Origin of the sequence: Burkholderia sp. BCC1972 (assembly GCF_905339605.1) — a bacterium.
Taxonomy (GTDB): Bacteria; Pseudomonadota; Gammaproteobacteria; order Burkholderiales; family Burkholderiaceae; genus Burkholderia.
Genome location: NZ_CAJPGH010000009.1, coordinates 209,434 through 223,841 on the forward strand (window position 1 = coordinate 209,434; position 14,408 = coordinate 223,841).

Consider the following 14,408-nt stretch of genomic DNA (forward strand, 5'->3'; position numbering starts at 1 on the left):
AGAACTGAACGGAGAATCCGCGATGGAATTCCTGACCCTCAGCGCATTGCCTGCCGGCATGCTGTTCGCGCTCGTCACGTCGATCACCCCCGGCCCGAACAACACGATGCTGCTCGCGTCCGGCGTCAACTTCGGGTTCCGCCGCACGATGCCGCACCTGTTCGGCATCAGCATCGGCGTCGCGATCCTGATGCTGTGCGTCGGCTTCGGCCTCGGCGAGGCGTTCAAGCGCCTGCCGTTGCTGTACACGATCCTCGAAACCGCAAGCGTCGTGTACCTGCTGTACCTCGCGTGGCGCATCGGCACGTCGGGCGAAGTGAAGGCGCACGGCGCCAAGCCGCGGCCGATGACGTTCGTCGAAGCCGCCGCGTTCCAGTGGGTCAACCCGAAGGCGTGGATGATGGTGCTGACCGCCGCGACGACGGTCCGCCTGTCCGCCGACTACGGGATGAACGCCGCGTGGATGTCCGTCGTGTTCATCCTGATCGGCTTCCCGTGCATCTGCCTGTGGGCCGCGTTCGGCCTCGGCCTGCGCCGCTTCCTGTCGAATCCGCGCGCGCTGCGCATCTTCAACGTGACGATGGCCGTGCTGCTGATCCTGTCGCTGTACCCGCTCGTCGCCCATCTGCTGCCGCAGTAAGCGCTCACAAGCGCGCCCGTTGAGCTTCACGTGATGCAGGCGTACCCTTTCGGTACGGGCGCGTGCAACCGCTTCGGCGGTTGCACCGCTGCTCTGCATGGAGGTTGCTGATGAAGCCAATGCTGAGAGCGGGCGAGCACATCGAAGGCATGCACTGGATCGCCGAGTATCACCCGCTCACGCACGACATCCGCGTGCTGCGCGAGAACATCGAAGTCGGCACTTACTGCGCGCCGCCGACGCTGTTCGGCGACGAGGAAGGGATGGGCGCCGCGAACCTCGCCGATCATCGCGGCCGGGAGGCCGCGCTGCGCGCGTATCTGCGCAACTTCGTCAAGGAACACGACGCGGAAGAATAGCGGCCCGAACGACGCCGCTCACAACGGACCGGTGCAGCGCACCGGCCCGCACGTCGCTCAATGCCCGAGCGACTCGATCTTGCCTGCCGGCTGCGCGACGCCATGCGGCCGCGCCATCTGCTTGATCAGCAATGCGATGCACGCGAGCACGCCCGCGACGGCGATCGTCGCGAACACGCCAGCGAACGTGAAGTGCCGGCGCGTCAGTTCGGCAACGAGGAACGACCCCGCGATCCCGCCGAAGCGGCCGACGCCGAGCATCCACGCGACGCCCGTGCCGCGCCCTTCGGTCGGATAGAACGCGGCGGCCAGCGCCGGCATCGACGATTGCGCGGTATTCATCAGCACGCCGGCCACGAACACGACCAGCACGAGCAGCCCGACGTTGCCGGCCGCCTGCCCGATCGCATACACGCTCACCGCCGTCAGCGCGTAGCACACGGCGATCACGCGGTTCGCGTTGAAGCGATCCATCAGCACGCCGCACAGCACCGCGCCCACGCCGCCGAGCGGGAACAGCGCCGAGATCAGCGTCGCGCTCTTCGGCGTCAGCCCCGCATCCTTCAGCAGGATCGGCATCCAGTTGATCGACGCGTAGAAGATCACGAGGCCCATGAAGTACGCGAGCCACAGCATCACCGAGCCGACGATGTACGAGCGCGACAGCACGACGCCGAGGCCCTTGCTGCCGGTCTGCGGCGCGGCTTCGGTCATCGCGAACGAGCCGGCGTTCAGCGCGTCGCGCGAAATGCGCGCGAGCGTGGCGCGGATCTTGTCGACCTGCTGGCCGCTCGCGACCATGAAGCGCACCGATTCCGGCATCTTCAGCAGCAACAGCACACCGAGCAGCAGCGGCGTCACGCCGCCGAGCACCAGCACGCTGCGCCAGCCGAAATGCGGAATCATCCACGCGGCCAGGAAACCGCCGAACGCGGCGCCGAGCGGGAAGCCGCAGAACATCAGGTTGATAACGGTCGCACGGCGCTTGTCCGGGCAGAACTCGCCCATCATCGTGACCGCGTTCGGCATGGCCGCGCCGAGCCCGACGCCGGTGATGAAGCGCAGGATCGTCAGGTGTCCGATGGTGTTCGAGAAGGCGGACATCAGGCATGCGACGCCGAACAGGAACACCGAGCCGAGCAGCAGCGAACGGCGGCCGAGCCGGTCGGACAGCGGGCCCGACACGAGCGCGCCGCACGCGAGGCCGAACAGCGCGGCGCTGAGTACCGGCGCGAGATCGGGCTTGGTCAGGTTCCATTCGCCGAGCAGCGACGGCGCGATGAAGCCGATCGCGGCCGTATCGAAGCCGTCGAGCAGCACGATCACGAAACACATGAGGAACACGAGCCATTGAAAGCCGCCGAACGGCTGCTCGTTGATGAAGGTCTGGACGTCGACCACGGGTGTGCGATTCATCGCTAGTCTCCTTGTCGGCCGAAACGGGCGCTTCAGCGCGGGTTCCGGTCGTATCCAACATTGATATATGCAACAAGCGCGGCCTCGTGGCCGCGCCTTTCCTTCGTTCACGCACCGATTCGCTGCCGGCGCGCTCGTTCATCGTCAACCGCCCGCCAGTATCAGCGGGCCGCGCGATCGGATCACCGCCGGCGCTTAACCGGCCGCATCCTGTTCCTTGAAAATCTTGTCCGCGAGATGGAACGCGGAATTCGCAGCCGGCACGCCGCAATAGATCGCGGTTTGCAGCAGTACTTCCTTGATCTCGTCGCGCGTCACGCCGTTGTTGCGCGCGGCACGCAGGTGCAGCGCCAGTTCCTCGCCACGGTTCAGCGCGACCATCATCGCGATGGTCAGCAGGCTGCGCGTATGGCGCGGCAGGCCGTCGCGCGTCCAGATCTCGCCCCATGCATAGCGCGTGATCAGGTTCTGGAATTCATCGGTCACTTCGGTGCGGTTCTCGATCGAACGGTCGACGTGCGCGTCGCCAAGCACCGCGCGGCGCACCTTCATCCCTGCTTCGTAACGTTCCTGGTCGTCCATCGCCATTGCCTCACGCGTTCAGGAAATCGAGCAGCGCACGGTTGAAGCCGTCGGTGCACTCGATGTTCGAAATGTGCGCGGCGTCGAATTCGACGTGCAGCGCACCGGGAATCGCGGCAGCGAGCGCGCGGCCCTGGTCGGGCGGCGTCGACATGTCCTTCGCGCCGGTCACGACGAGCACCGGCAGCGTGATGCCCTTCACTTCCTCGCGCAGGTCGGCCGCGTTCAGCGCGTCGCAGTTCGCCGCGTAGCCGTCCTTGTCGGTATGCACGAAGGTGTCGCGGATCGCGTCGAACAGGCGCGGCTCGCGTTCGACGAACGCGTCCGTGAACCAGCGCGGCAGCACGGCGTCGGCGAGCGCGGCCATCCCTTCGGCGCGCGCCTTCTGCGCACGCGGCACCCACACTTCCGGCGAGCCGATCTTCGCGGCGGTATTCGACAGCACCGCACGTACGATGCGCGACGGGTGGCGCGCGGCGAGTGCCGCGCCCGTCAGCCCGCCCATCGAGATCCCGCAAAAATGCGCGCAATCGATGCCGACGTGGTCGAGCAGGCCGATCACGTCGCCCGCGAGCTGCTCGATCGTGTACGAACCGGCCGGCGCGTCGGAATGGCCGTGGCCGCGCGTGTCGTAGCGCAGGATGTTGAAGTGCGGCGTGAGCGGACGAATCTGCGGCGCCCACATCTGCAGGTCGGCGCCGAGCGAGTTCGAGAAGACGAGCCACGGCGCGTCGGCGCGCGCGGCACGGTCGATCCGGTAATGCAGTTTCACGCCGTTGACAGTGGCGAAAGGCATCAATGTTCTCCTGGTTGGATCGTGCCCGCATGCAGCGCGAGCACGGCGTCGACGTAGGCCTGCGCCTCGCCGACGTAATGTGCGGGATCGAGCAGCCGCGCGAGTGCGTCGCGCGACAGGTGGGCCGACACGGTCGCATCGGCGGCGAGCACGTCGAACAGCGTCGCGCCGGTGCGAACGGCTTCCTTCGACGCGTGCTCGACGACATGGTGCGCATCGAGCCGGCCGATGCGGTCGCCGAGCGCGAGCATCACGGCTTCGCCGAGAATCAGCCCATGCGTCAGGTCGAGGTTTGCGGCGAGGCGTTCGGTATTGACGTCGAGGCCCGCGACGATCTGGGCGATCTGCGCGAGCGCGCCGCCCGTCAGGCGTGCGAGGTCGGGCAGCGCATCCCATTCGGCCTGCCAGCCGCCGAGCGCGCGCTCGTGTTCCTGCACCATCCCCGCGAACACGGTCGCGACGAGGTTCGGCGCGCGCACCGCAGCGGTCAGCACGGCCGCGCAGCCGACCGGGTTGCGCTTGTGCGGCATCGTCGACGAGCCACCCTTGCCGGCGGCGACCGGTTCGCCGAGCTCGCCGACTTCGGTCTGCATCTGCAGCGACACGTCGCGCGCGATCTTGCCGAGCGTCCCCGTCAGCATGCCGAAGCAGGACGCGGCTTCCGCGATGCGGTCGCGCTGCGTGTGCCACGGCACCGCCGGCACCGCGAGCTTCAGGTCGGCCGCGAGCGCGGCCGTGACGCCCGCCGCCTGCTCGCGCAGGCTCGCGAGCGTGCCGGCCGCACCGCCGAACTGCAGCACCAGCGCACGCTCGCGCAATTCGGCGAAGCGCGCGCGATGGCGCAGCAGCGCATCGAGCCATTGGGCGAATTTCAGGCCGAGCGTGATCGGCAGCGCCTGCTGCAGCCACGTGCGGCCGATCATCGGCGTCGCGCGATGCGTGCGCGCGAGCGCCGCGAGCGACGCGCAGGCTTCGTCGAGCATCGGCTCCAGCACGTCGAGCGTATCGCGCAGCTGCAGCACGGTCGCGGTATCGATGATGTCCTGGCTCGTCGCGCCCCAGTGCACGAACTTCGCGGCCTCGGGGTCGTCGGCCTTCACCTGCGCGGTGAGCTGCTTGACGAGCGGAATCGCGAGATTGCCGCCGAGCGCCGCGCCGTGCGCGAGCGCGTCGGCGTCGAGCCGGCCGGCGTCGCATGCGCGCTCGATCGGCGCGACTGCAGCGGCGGGAATCACCTGCCGCGCGGCGAGCGCGCGCGCGAGCGCGGCCTCGACGTCGAGCATCCGCTGGATCGTCGCGCGGGGCGACCAGATCCGGTTGAGCGGCTCGGTGCCGCAGATGAGGGAGGTCAGGCGGGCGCTGTCTTCGAGCATGGCATCAGATAGGGGAAACGGCGTGCGCCTATTGTCCACCCAAGCGCGCCGGCCTGCGCGCGAGCGCACGCGCCGGCACGCCTGCGGTTCAGGCAGCGGCCTTCTGCGTCGCGTCGATCAGCGGCACGCCGGTCAGCTTCTGCAGTTCGTCGAACGACAGGTCGGTGAAGATCTCGCTCACCGCGAGGCCGTCGGCCGTCACGTCGAGCACCGCGAGATCCGTATAGATGCGGCTCACGCATTGCACGCCGGTGACGGGGTACGAGCACTGCGCGACGATCTTGCTTTCGCCCTGCTTCGTCAGGTGCTCCATCATCACGAACACCTGCTTCGCGCCGATCGCGAGATCCATCGCGCCGCCGACCGCCGGAATCGCGTCGGGCGCGCCCGTATGCCAGTTCGCGAGGTCGCCGGTCGCCGACACCTGGAACGCGCCGAGCACGCAGTAGTCGAGATGGCCGCCGCGCATCATCGCGAACGAATCGGAGTGGTGGAAATACGCGCCGCCGGTGAGCAGCGTCACGTGCTGCTTGCCGGCGTTGATCAGTTCGTCGTCCTCCTCGCCGGGCGCGGGCGCCGGGCCCATGCCGAGCAGGCCGTTCTCGCTGTGCAGGAAGATCTCCTTGCTCGGGTCGAGGTGGTTCGCCACCAGCGTCGGCACACCGATGCCGAGGTTCACGTACGCGCCTTCGGGGATGTCCTGGGCGACGCGCTTGGCCATTTCATCGCGGGTCAGTCGTTTCATGTCGGGTCTCCTCAGGCGGTCAGGCGGCTTGCGATGCAGCGTGTTCGGCGGCCAGCTCGGCCGCATGCGCGGCCTGCGGCACCTCGACGACGCGCTGGACGAAAATGCCCGGCGTCACGATGTGTTCCGGGTTCAACGCGCCGAGCGGCACGACTTCCGACACCTGCACGATCGCGACCTTCGCGGCGCTGGCCATGATCGGCCCGAAGTTGCGCGCGGTCTTGCGATACACGAGGTTGCCCCAGCGATCGCCCTTGTATGCCTTTACGAGCGCGAAATCGGCGTGAATCGGCGTCTCGAACACATACTGCTTGCCGTCGATCACGCGCGTTTCCTTGCCTTCCGCAAGCTTGGTGCCGTAGCCCGTCGGCGTGAAGAAGCCGCCGATGCCGGCGCCCGCCGCGCGGATGCGCTCCGCGAGGTTGCCCTGGGGCACGAGCTCCAGCTCGATCTCGCCCGCGCGGTACAGCCCGTCGAACACCTGCGAATCGCTCTGGCGCGGGAACGAGCAGATGATCTTGCGCACCTGCTTCGCCTTCAGCAGCGCTGCGAGGCCCGTCTCGCCGTTGCCCGCGTTGTTGTTGACGATCGTCAGGTCGCGCGCGCCCTGTTCGATCAGCGCGTCGATCAGCTCGGACGGCATGCCGGCCGTGCCGAAGCCGCCGATCATGATTGTCGCGCCATCGTGGATGTCGGCAACCGCCGACTGAAGCGATTCGAAAATCTTGTTGACCATGTCTCTTCCTGATGCGAACCCGCGGCTCGTGCGCGGCCTGTCGAGGGGACACGCGCGTGCCGCGTGCCACGCCGGAGGCCTTCGTCGACCCTCGGCTTTTGTTCGCTATTCGAACCTAGATTCGATTAGCGAACGATGGGCCGATCATAGAGTCGCGCACAGCGCGTTGTCAAGGCGGGTTCCCTCGGGGGCCGTCGCATCGTCGAACGGCAAGCCGACATAGTTTTCGGCGAGCGACTGCGCGGCGGCGCGCGAGCGCGTCACGTATTTCAGCTCGGCAAACTTCAGGCGATTGACGAACGGCGAGTCATCCGGCGACGAATGCAGCATGTTCGTCATGAAGTACGAGAAGTGCTCGGCGCGCCACACGCGTTCGAGGCAGGTCGCCGAATAGGTGTCGAGCGGCGTCGCGTCGCCCGTCCGGTAGCGTGCGCCGAGCGCGCGGGACAGCGCGCGGACGTCGGCCACCGCGAGGTTCATCCCCTTCGCGCCGGTGGGCGGCACGATGTGCGCGGCGTCGCCGGCGAGGAACAGGCGACCGTGCTGCATCGTCTCCGACACGAAGCTGCGCATCGGCGTCACGCTCTTCTGCGTGATCCGGCCCTCGGTCGGCGTCCAGCCGGTGTCGTTCGAGAAGCGCGTGTGCAGCTCGTCCCAGATCCGCGTGTCGGACCATTCGGCGAGGTCTTCGTCGGGCTTGCACTGCAGGTACAGGCGCGTGACCGTCGGCGAACGCATCGAGAACAGCGCGAAACCGTTGTCGTGGTGCGCGTAGACGAGTTCGTCGAGCGACGGCGCCGCGTCGGCGAGGATGCCGAGCCACGCGAACGGGTAGACGCGCTCGAACGTGTTCAGCCGCTCGGCGGGAATCGTCTGCCGCGCGATGCCGTGGAAGCCGTCGCAGCCGGCGATGTAGTCGCAGTCGATGCGGTCCGCGCGGCCGTCCGCGTGCTTGAACGTGACGAACGGGTGCTCGCTTTCGACGTCGTGCAGCGCGACGTCGCTGACTTCGAAATGCATCTGGTGGCCGTGCTCGACGCCGGCCGCGATCAGGTCGCGCACGACTTCGTGCTGGCTGTAGACGGTAATCGCGCGCCCGCCGGTCAGTTCCGACAGGTCGATACGGTGGCGCTGGCCGTGGAACAGCAGCTCGATGCCGTGATGTTCGAGCCCTTCGCGGCGCATCCGGTCGCCGAGGCCGGCTTCGTTCAGCGTGTCGACCGTGCCCTGCTCCAGCACGCCGGCGCGGATGCGGTTCTCGCAGTATTCGCGCGAACGCGCTTCGACGAGGATGGAATCGACGCCTTGCAGGCGCAGCAGATGGGAAAGCAGAAGGCCGGACGGACCGGCGCCGATGATCGCGACTTGGGTGCGCATTGTTCGTCTCCAGAACATTAATTCGAATCGTGGAACACATTTGAGCGCTTTCCCGACTATGCGGCAACGCGATTCAGGAGATATGTTGTATACGTTTTGGAGATATCGGCCCGGCGATGGAAACGCTCGATCTGAACCTGATTCCCTACCTCGTCGCGCTCGACGACACGCGCAACGTGAGCCGTGCGGGCGACCTGCTCGGCGTGAGCCAGCCACGCGTGAGTACCGCGCTCGGCCGGCTGCGCGAGTACTTCGGCGATCCGCTGTTCGTACGCACGTCGCGCGGGATGGAGCCGACGCCGCGCGCGCTCGCGCTGCTGCCGGCCGCCCGCGACGCGCTCGCGCAGATCGAGCGCGGCCTCGTCGCGCCGCACGACTTCGACCCGGCCGCGAGCGCGCATACGTTCTCGATCGCGCTGTCGGACGTCGGCGAGATCGTGTTCCTGCCGAAGCTGCTGCAGGCGTTCGCGACGCGCGCGCCGCACGCGAACCTGCGCTCGGTCTCGCTCGCGCACGACGAAGTCGGGCGCGGCCTCGAAGCCGGGTCGATCGATCTCGCGGTCGGCTACTTCCCGGACCTCGACGGCAACAATTTCTTCCAGCAGCGGTTGTTCACGCACCGGTTCGTCTGCCTGATGCGGCGCGGCCATCCGTTCGAGCAGGCAGCGCCGTTCACGGTCGAGCAGTTCCTCGCGTGCGGACACGCGGTGGTGCGCGCTGAAGGCCGCAGCCAGGAGGTGCTCGAGAAATATCTCGCGAAGCAGCGCATGCAGCGCCGCGCGGTGCTCGAGACGCCGCACTTCATGAGCCTGCCGTTCATCCTGAGCCGCACCGACCTGATCGCGACGGTGCCGCACGCGATCGGCTATGCGTATGCGGCCGAGCACGCGTTCATCGTGCCGGTCGAGCCGCCGCTCGCACTGCCGCGCTTCGACCTGAAGCAGCACTGGCACCGCAAGTACCACAACGATCCGCGCACCGCGTGGCTGCGCAGCGTCGTCGCATCGCTGTTCAACGACGAGCAGGACGAATGGCCGAAGTGACGAAGCACGAGCGGCAGGCCGCACGCACGACCCGCGAAAGCATGAAACAATGGCCGGATATCGGCCGCCGCTGACGGCCTTCGATGGAGCCACTACATGGGTAAAGGAAAGAAAACCGCGCGGCCCGAGCCGGCCGTGTCCCGGCCGAGCCGTGAAGAAGCGGAAGACGCCGTCCGCGTGCTGTTGCGCTGGGCCGGCGACGATCCCGCACGCGAAGGGCTGATCGATACGCCCGCCCGCGTCGTGCGCGCGTACGAGCAGTTCTTCGCCGGCTATGCGCTGGAGCCGCGCGACATCCTCGCGCGCACGTTCAGCGAAGTCGACGGCTACGACGAGATGATCGTGCTGAAGGACATCCGCTTCGAGAGCTACTGCGAGCACCACATGGTGCCGATCATCGGCCGCGCGCACGTCGCGTATCTGCCGAATCATCGCGTGGTCGGCATCTCGAAGCTCGCGCGCCTCGTCGACGCATTCGCGAAGCGCCTGCAGATCCAGGAAAAGATGACCGTGCAGATCGCCGACACGCTGTTCGACGTGCTGCAGCCGAAGGGCGTCGGCGTGATCCTCGAAGCCGCGCACCAGTGCATCTCGACGCGCGGTGTGCACAAGCCGGGCGTCGAGATGGTCACGTCGCGCATGCTCGGCACGTTCCGCACCGATCCGTCGACGCGGCGCGAATTCCTGTCGATCGTCGCCAATCCTTCTTCAGTCAACCTGACGAATACCTGATGGAGCAGACGAAGCAAACGGCGCACGCGCCCGTCGTGCTCGTGACCGGCGCCGCGCGCCGGGCCGGGCGCGCGTTCGCCGAGTATTTCGCGAAGCATGGCTATCGCACCGCGGTGCACTACGACCGTTCGGCCGATGCCGCGCAAGCGGCTGCCCGTGCGATCGCCGAGCGCGGGCACGATTCGGCGGCGCTGCAGGCCGACCTGTCGGATGCCGCACAGATCACCGCGCTGATCGACCAGGTGTATGCGCGCTTCGGGCGCCTCGACGTGCTGGTCAACAACGCGTCGGTGTTCTGGCAGGACCATTTCCCGAGCTTCGACCTCGCGGCGTTCGACCAGGCGTGGGCCGTCAACTGCCGCGCGCCGATCCTGCTCACGCGCGCGTTCTACGAACGGGCACGTGCGGCCGGCACGCAGGGCGTCGTCGTGAACGTGGTCGACCAGAAGATCAAGGAAAACTTTCACCGCGACCACTTCAGCTACACGGTCGCCAAGGCCGCGCTCGGCAACCTCACGCAGATGCTCGCGCTGTCGTCCGCGCCGGTGCTGCGCGTGAATGCCGTGTTCCCCGGGCTGATGCTGCCGAGCGACGACCAGACGCAGGCCGACTTCGAACACGCGAGCCGCGCGTCGACGCCGCTCGCGCGCATCGCCGGCCCCGACGACGTCGCGAGCGCAATCCTGCTGCTGACCGGCAATGCGTACAACGGCGTGGATTTCGTCGTCGATGCGGGGCAGAACCTGATCCGCGTCGACCAGGACGTGCTGTACAAGCACCGCTCGCCGGACGGCAAGCACTGACGCGCACGGCGCGCGCCCGTGCGAACGGGGCGCGCCGCCGCCCGCCGCGTTACGGCTTCTCGGCGCTCCCGCCTTCGCGCACCTTGCCCTGCGCGACGCTCGTGCCCGGCGGCACGCTGTGCGTGAGCCACACGTTGCCACCGATCACCGAGCCGCGCCCGATCGTCACGCGGCCGAGAATCGTCGCACCCGCGTAGATCACCACGTCGTCCTCGACGATCGGGTGCCGCGCATTGCCCTTGACCAGCGCGCCTTCGCCATCCGCCGGGAAACTCTTCGCACCGAGCGTGACGGCCTGGTACACGCGCACGCGCTCGCCGATGATCGCGGTTTCGCCGATCACGACACCGGTGCCGTGGTCGATGAAGAAGCTCGGGCCGATCTGCGCGCCCGGGTGGATGTCGATGCCGGTGGCCGAGTGGGCGATCTCATTGATGAATCGCGCGAGCAGCGGCACACCGAGCCGGTGCAGCGCATGGGCGAGCCGATGGTGCATCATCGCCAGCACGCCGGGGTAGCAGAGCAGGATCTCGGTGATGTGTTGCGCGGCCGGATCGCCCGCGTACGCGGCCTGGATGTCGCTGACGAGCAGAGCGCGCACCGCCGGCAACTGCCGGCCGAATTCGCGCGCGATCTCGAACGCGCGTTCGTCGAGTTCGGCGAACGGCGTATCGGCATGCTCGGGCAGGAACGGCAGCGCACGGCGAATCTGCTCGGACAGGATGCGCAGCGTGCTTTCGAGCGTGTGGCCGACGTAGTAGTCGACGCTTTCGTCCGTCAGGTCCGGCGCGCCGTAGTGCGTCGGAAACATCGACGCGCGCAGGCCGGTCACAATCTTGCAGATCGCATCGCGCGACGGCAGCTCACGGATGCCGCGCGGATGGCGCGTGCGATGGAGTTCCTCGCGCGACTCGCGCAAGCCGGCGACGATTTCTTCGAGGCCCCACTGACGGGCGGGTGATGTCGACATATGCCAATGCGGGCGGCCGCGCTCGGTCGCACGGCCGCTAATAAAGTGACGGGTTCCACAAGATTACCGCGTTTTCTGCCCGCGGGCGGTACACCGGGGATCGGCCGGACGGCCGGCGCGGCGCGAGCGCGGCGGCGTCACATCGTGACGCTGCTCGCGTCGATCCATCGCACGGCCCAGTCGCGTGCGTGCGCGATCGCGTCGCCTTCGTCGTTGAACTGGAGCTCGATCGGAAAAAAACGGTTCGCAACGAGCTCCCCGTCGCTCGATCGGGAGATCACGACGTAGGGCTTGAACGAACCATCGCTGGCGCGCGCGGGCGCGCAGTTCAACAGATAACCGCGGTGCGTGAAGGCAGTAGTCGCTTGCATGAATCCGCCACCTCTAGTCCCTTGCTTTGTTGTTCACTACCCGTCTTTAAGGGTGCTGCGGCGCCCCCGGCGCGGGCAGAGGCGGCGAGACTGCATCCCCTGTCGCCGCTTCGCAGGAAAAGAATCATACTCTGTAGAAAACGCGTCTTCTAGCTGAAATAAATCATGACAAATCAGTGCGCGTCGCGCGACCGCGGCGATCGCCCGCGCGCCTTTTTCCCGTCGTGCCCGGAACGGGATTTGCTTCGATCCGGAGCGTTTTCGCCGCCAGGAGAGCCGCGATGGAATCATCCGGTCAAACGGGTCGCGTGCATCCGCGCAGCGTCGAGCTCGACAACGACGACACGCACGACAGCACGGTCGACACCGACGGCAAGAATCGCGAGGCGTCGCGCCTCGCCGGCGGCGGGCCGATCTCGCCCGACCAGATCACGCGCAGCAATGCGTCGCTCGTCAATGCGGTGCCGGAAACCGGCGACGGCTTCGCCGGTTTCGACAGCCGACCCGGCGGCAACCATCCGGCGTTCGCGCTGCGCGCGGGCTACATGGTGATCGAGAAAGGCTTCGACGCGCCGGCGCCGGGCGACGCGCTGTTCGGTCCCGTTCACCGGATGTACGGCAGCACGTACTGGCCCGGCCACGGACGGCGGCCGGAACGCATCATCGAGCTGACCGCCGTGCCGGGGTAGCCGGCGCGGCGTTTGAATCGATCGTTCGTTCGCGTGCCGGCACCGGCCGGCGACCGATGCCGATGGATCGGCGCGGGATCGACCGACGCTCGAGTGAACGATTTCACGCATCCGCGGCTTTATGCACGCCGCGAATCGTGCCGATGCACATGCGTTGATCGAAGTCATGCCGAAACGGCGCGATTGCGATTGAATGGCGATACGTGCGGTGCATCGATGCGCGTACCCACGCAACGCGTCACGCCGCTGCCTGCTCATGCGTTCCCGCCACCGATGCGAACAGCGGCAGCCATGACCGAGCCACGCACCGCACGTCGCGCGGTGCAGCCACGCGCCCCGACGAGCACCTCACTGCAAAGTCCCCGCCGTTGGTTTACTCTGCCTCGCAGCATCGCGCATTGCCCAGCCTGATCGGCCATCCGGCCGACTTCGTTTCAACTCGCCACTCGGAGACACTATGTACAAGCGTATTCTGGTTGCCGTCGACGGCAGCGACACGTCCCGTCACGCGTTCGATGCCGCGCTGGCGCTCGCGAAAGCGCACGGCGCCGAGCTGCAGCCGTTCTACGTCGTCGAGAACGCCGCGATCTACTACAACGTGCCCGGCTATGATCCGTCCGTGCTGCGCGATCAGCTCGTCGCGCAGGGCAACGAACTCGCGCAGGATTTCACGAAGCGGATGCAGGCCGCCGGCGTGAAAGGCGAAACGCGGCTGAACGAGGCGACGTCGATCAACGATGTGTCGTCGCTGATCCTCGACGGCGCGAAGGCGTTCGGCGCCGATCTGCTCGTGCTCGGCACGCACGGCCGCCGCGGGTTCCGCCGCCTCGTGCTCGGCAGCATCGCCGAGCAATGCGTGCGGCACGCCACGCTGCCCGTGCTGCTGATTCCGGCGGCCGCGAACGTCGACGAACCCGCAGCCTGACGGCATCCGGCATGCGCCGCCGGTCGCGACGTTTTGTCACCCGACAGCGGCAACTTGCGGTGGGACAATGATTCCGTCGATTCAACGCCGGAGTAAACGATCATGCTGACGCCCGTCGCCACACGTCCCGCCGCCACGCCTCATGCCGGTAGCTGGGCGCCTCGCCAGGCCGCGCACTGCTCGTCATGCGCAATGCGGCACCTGTGCATGCCGCAGGGCCTGGCACCCGAAGCACTCAGCCGCCTCGAGTCGGTCATCTGCGCGGCTCGCCCCGTCAAGCGCGGCGAAGCGCTGTTCCGCGAAGGCGACGCATTCGACAACCTGTACGCCGTGCGCTCGGGTTCGCTGAAAACCGTCGCGACGCGCCATGACGGCCGCGAACAGGTCACGGGCCTGCATCTCGCCGGTGAAGCGCTCGGCCTCGACGGCATCTGCGACGATACCCACCCGCGCACCGCAGTCGCGCTGGAAGACAGCTCCGTCTGCGTGATCCCGTACAGCGCGCTGAAAACCTTGTGCTCCGAAGCCGGCTCGATGCAGTTGCGCATGCACAAGCTGATGAGCGAACAGATCGTGCGCGAAACGTCGCAAACGATGCTGCTCGGTTCGCTGAATGCCGAGGAGCGCGTCGCCGCTTTCCTGCTCGACGTGTCGTCGCGCTACCTGAAGCGCGGTTACTCGCCCTCGGAATTCAACCTGCGGATGACGCGCGAAGACATCGGCAGCTATCTCGGCATGACGCTCGAAACGGTCAGCCGCACGCTGTCGAAGTTCCAGAAGCGCGGCCTGATCGAAATGCAGGGCCGCCACGTGCAGATCGTCGACTTCGACGGCCTGCAGCACGTCTGATC

At 67.3% G+C, this 14,408-nt stretch carries 17 protein-coding genes; 8 read left to right on the top strand and 9 right to left on the bottom strand.

Annotated features, from left to right (window positions below):
- The first annotated feature begins 22 nt into the window (after positions 1-22).
- Positions 23-640: a LysE family translocator gene (locus tag U5798_RS15865; RefSeq protein WP_124456739.1), complete on the top strand. Its 618-nt coding sequence runs from the start codon at positions 23-25 to the stop codon at positions 638-640.
- Between the two features lie 110 nt (positions 641-750).
- Positions 751-999: a hypothetical protein gene (locus U5798_RS15870; RefSeq protein ID WP_124456740.1), complete on the top strand. Its 249-nt coding sequence runs from the start codon at positions 751-753 to the stop codon at positions 997-999.
- Positions 1,000-1,056: 57 nt separating this feature from the next.
- Here the strand turns inward: U5798_RS15870 and U5798_RS15875 are convergent, their stop codons facing one another.
- The 7 genes from U5798_RS15875 to pobA form a co-directional block, all read right to left on the bottom strand.
- Positions 1,057-2,415 carry an MFS transporter gene (locus U5798_RS15875; protein WP_322082613.1) on the bottom strand — a complete coding sequence of 453 codons (1,359 nt, stop codon included), beginning with the start codon at positions 2,413-2,415 and terminating at the stop codon, positions 1,057-1,059.
- Between the two features lie 195 nt (positions 2,416-2,610).
- Positions 2,611-2,997: a 4-carboxymuconolactone decarboxylase gene (gene pcaC, locus U5798_RS15880; protein ID WP_006480129.1), complete on the bottom strand. Its 387-nt coding sequence runs from the start codon at positions 2,995-2,997 to the stop codon at positions 2,611-2,613.
- Positions 2,998-3,007: 10 nt separating this feature from the next.
- Positions 3,008-3,793: a 3-oxoadipate enol-lactonase gene (gene pcaD, locus U5798_RS15885; RefSeq protein ID WP_322082614.1), complete on the bottom strand. Its 786-nt coding sequence runs from the start codon at positions 3,791-3,793 to the stop codon at positions 3,008-3,010.
- Positions 3,793-5,166, bottom strand: coding sequence for a 3-carboxy-cis,cis-muconate cycloisomerase (locus U5798_RS15890; RefSeq protein WP_124456743.1), 1,374 nt, complete (start codon positions 5,164-5,166; stop codon positions 3,793-3,795). The genes pcaD and U5798_RS15890 overlap by 1 nt, the downstream gene beginning before the upstream one ends.
- Positions 5,167-5,254: 88 nt before the next feature.
- Positions 5,255-5,911 (bottom strand): CoA transferase subunit B, encoded by a 657-nt coding sequence (locus U5798_RS15895; protein WP_124456744.1) that lies wholly within the window; start codon positions 5,909-5,911, stop codon positions 5,255-5,257.
- A 19-nt stretch (positions 5,912-5,930) separates the two neighbouring features.
- Positions 5,931-6,647: a 3-oxoacid CoA-transferase subunit A gene (locus U5798_RS15900; RefSeq protein ID WP_124456745.1), complete on the bottom strand. Its 717-nt coding sequence runs from the start codon at positions 6,645-6,647 to the stop codon at positions 5,931-5,933.
- 144 nt (positions 6,648-6,791) lie between these two features.
- A complete protein-coding gene (pobA, locus tag U5798_RS15905; RefSeq protein ID WP_124456746.1) occupies positions 6,792-8,024 on the bottom strand; it encodes a 4-hydroxybenzoate 3-monooxygenase in 1,233 nt (410 codons plus the stop codon).
- A 116-nt stretch (positions 8,025-8,140) separates the two neighbouring features.
- On the opposite strand from pobA, the gene U5798_RS15910 reads away from it, so the two are divergent.
- The 3 genes from U5798_RS15910 (at position 8,141) to U5798_RS15920 (ending at position 10,602) form a co-directional block, all read left to right on the top strand.
- On the top strand, positions 8,141-9,067 hold the full coding sequence (locus tag U5798_RS15910) for a LysR family transcriptional regulator (RefSeq protein ID WP_124456747.1): 927 nt from the start codon (positions 8,141-8,143) through the stop codon (positions 9,065-9,067).
- A 96-nt stretch (positions 9,068-9,163) separates the two neighbouring features.
- Positions 9,164-9,799 carry a GTP cyclohydrolase I FolE gene (gene folE, locus U5798_RS15915; RefSeq protein ID WP_322082615.1) on the top strand — a complete coding sequence of 212 codons (636 nt, stop codon included), beginning with the start codon at positions 9,164-9,166 and terminating at the stop codon, positions 9,797-9,799.
- The gene (locus U5798_RS15920) at positions 9,799-10,602 is read left to right on the top strand and encodes an SDR family oxidoreductase (RefSeq protein ID WP_124456749.1); all 804 of its coding nucleotides are present in this window, start codon (positions 9,799-9,801) and stop codon (positions 10,600-10,602) included. Before folE ends, U5798_RS15920 begins: the two co-directional genes overlap by 1 nt.
- A gap of 49 nt (positions 10,603-10,651) precedes the next feature.
- Here U5798_RS15920 and epsC read toward each other — a convergent pair whose 3' ends face one another.
- Positions 10,652-11,572: a serine O-acetyltransferase EpsC gene (epsC, locus tag U5798_RS15925; protein ID WP_124456750.1), complete on the bottom strand. Its 921-nt coding sequence runs from the start codon at positions 11,570-11,572 to the stop codon at positions 10,652-10,654.
- A 137-nt stretch (positions 11,573-11,709) separates the two neighbouring features.
- Positions 11,710-11,943, bottom strand: a complete 234-nt coding sequence (locus tag U5798_RS15930) for a hypothetical protein (RefSeq protein ID WP_034189753.1) — start codon at positions 11,941-11,943, stop codon at positions 11,710-11,712.
- Between the two features lie 281 nt (positions 11,944-12,224).
- Here U5798_RS15930 and U5798_RS15935 point away from each other — a divergent pair, with 281 nt between their 5' ends.
- The 3 genes from U5798_RS15935 to fnr all read left to right on the top strand — a co-directional run bounded on the left by U5798_RS15935 (position 12,225) and on the right by fnr (position 14,406).
- The gene (locus U5798_RS15935) at positions 12,225-12,632 is read left to right on the top strand and encodes a DUF3005 domain-containing protein (RefSeq protein ID WP_322082616.1); all 408 of its coding nucleotides are present in this window, start codon (positions 12,225-12,227) and stop codon (positions 12,630-12,632) included.
- A 457-nt stretch (positions 12,633-13,089) separates the two neighbouring features.
- A complete protein-coding gene (locus tag U5798_RS15940; protein WP_124456752.1) occupies positions 13,090-13,557 on the top strand; it encodes a universal stress protein in 468 nt (155 codons plus the stop codon).
- 102 nt (positions 13,558-13,659) lie between these two features.
- A complete protein-coding gene (gene fnr, locus U5798_RS15945; RefSeq protein ID WP_124456753.1) occupies positions 13,660-14,406 on the top strand; it encodes a fumarate/nitrate reduction transcriptional regulator Fnr in 747 nt (248 codons plus the stop codon).
- The last annotated feature ends 2 nt before the right edge of the window (positions 14,407-14,408 follow it).

Excerpts from the sequence above, each read along its gene's own strand:
- U5798_RS15865 (WP_124456739.1), top strand. The coding sequence starts at position 23 with ATGGAATTCCTGACCCTCAGCGCATTGCCTGCCGGCATGCTGTTCGCG.
- U5798_RS15870 (WP_124456740.1), top strand. The coding sequence starts at position 751 with ATGAAGCCAATGCTGAGAGCGGGCGAGCACATCGAAGGCATGCACTGG.
- U5798_RS15875 (WP_322082613.1), bottom strand. The coding sequence starts at position 2,415 with ATGAATCGCACACCCGTGGTCGACGTCCAGACCTTCATCAACGAGCAG.
- pcaC (WP_006480129.1), bottom strand. The coding sequence starts at position 2,997 with ATGGACGACCAGGAACGTTACGAAGCAGGGATGAAGGTGCGCCGCGCG.
- pcaD (WP_322082614.1), bottom strand. The coding sequence starts at position 3,793 with ATGCCTTTCGCCACTGTCAACGGCGTGAAACTGCATTACCGGATCGAC.
- U5798_RS15890 (WP_124456743.1), bottom strand. The coding sequence starts at position 5,166 with ATGCTCGAAGACAGCGCCCGCCTGACCTCCCTCATCTGCGGCACCGAG.
- U5798_RS15895 (WP_124456744.1), bottom strand. The coding sequence starts at position 5,911 with ATGAAACGACTGACCCGCGATGAAATGGCCAAGCGCGTCGCCCAGGAC.
- U5798_RS15900 (WP_124456745.1), bottom strand. The coding sequence starts at position 6,647 with ATGGTCAACAAGATTTTCGAATCGCTTCAGTCGGCGGTTGCCGACATC.
- pobA (WP_124456746.1), bottom strand. The coding sequence starts at position 8,024 with ATGCGCACCCAAGTCGCGATCATCGGCGCCGGTCCGTCCGGCCTTCTG.
- U5798_RS15910 (WP_124456747.1), top strand. The coding sequence starts at position 8,141 with ATGGAAACGCTCGATCTGAACCTGATTCCCTACCTCGTCGCGCTCGAC.
- folE (WP_322082615.1), top strand. The coding sequence starts at position 9,164 with ATGGGTAAAGGAAAGAAAACCGCGCGGCCCGAGCCGGCCGTGTCCCGG.
- U5798_RS15920 (WP_124456749.1), top strand. The coding sequence starts at position 9,799 with ATGGAGCAGACGAAGCAAACGGCGCACGCGCCCGTCGTGCTCGTGACC.
- epsC (WP_124456750.1), bottom strand. The coding sequence starts at position 11,572 with ATGTCGACATCACCCGCCCGTCAGTGGGGCCTCGAAGAAATCGTCGCC.
- U5798_RS15930 (WP_034189753.1), bottom strand. The coding sequence starts at position 11,943 with ATGCAAGCGACTACTGCCTTCACGCACCGCGGTTATCTGTTGAACTGC.
- U5798_RS15935 (WP_322082616.1), top strand. The coding sequence starts at position 12,225 with ATGGAATCATCCGGTCAAACGGGTCGCGTGCATCCGCGCAGCGTCGAG.
- U5798_RS15940 (WP_124456752.1), top strand. The coding sequence starts at position 13,090 with ATGTACAAGCGTATTCTGGTTGCCGTCGACGGCAGCGACACGTCCCGT.
- fnr (WP_124456753.1), top strand. The coding sequence starts at position 13,660 with ATGCTGACGCCCGTCGCCACACGTCCCGCCGCCACGCCTCATGCCGGT.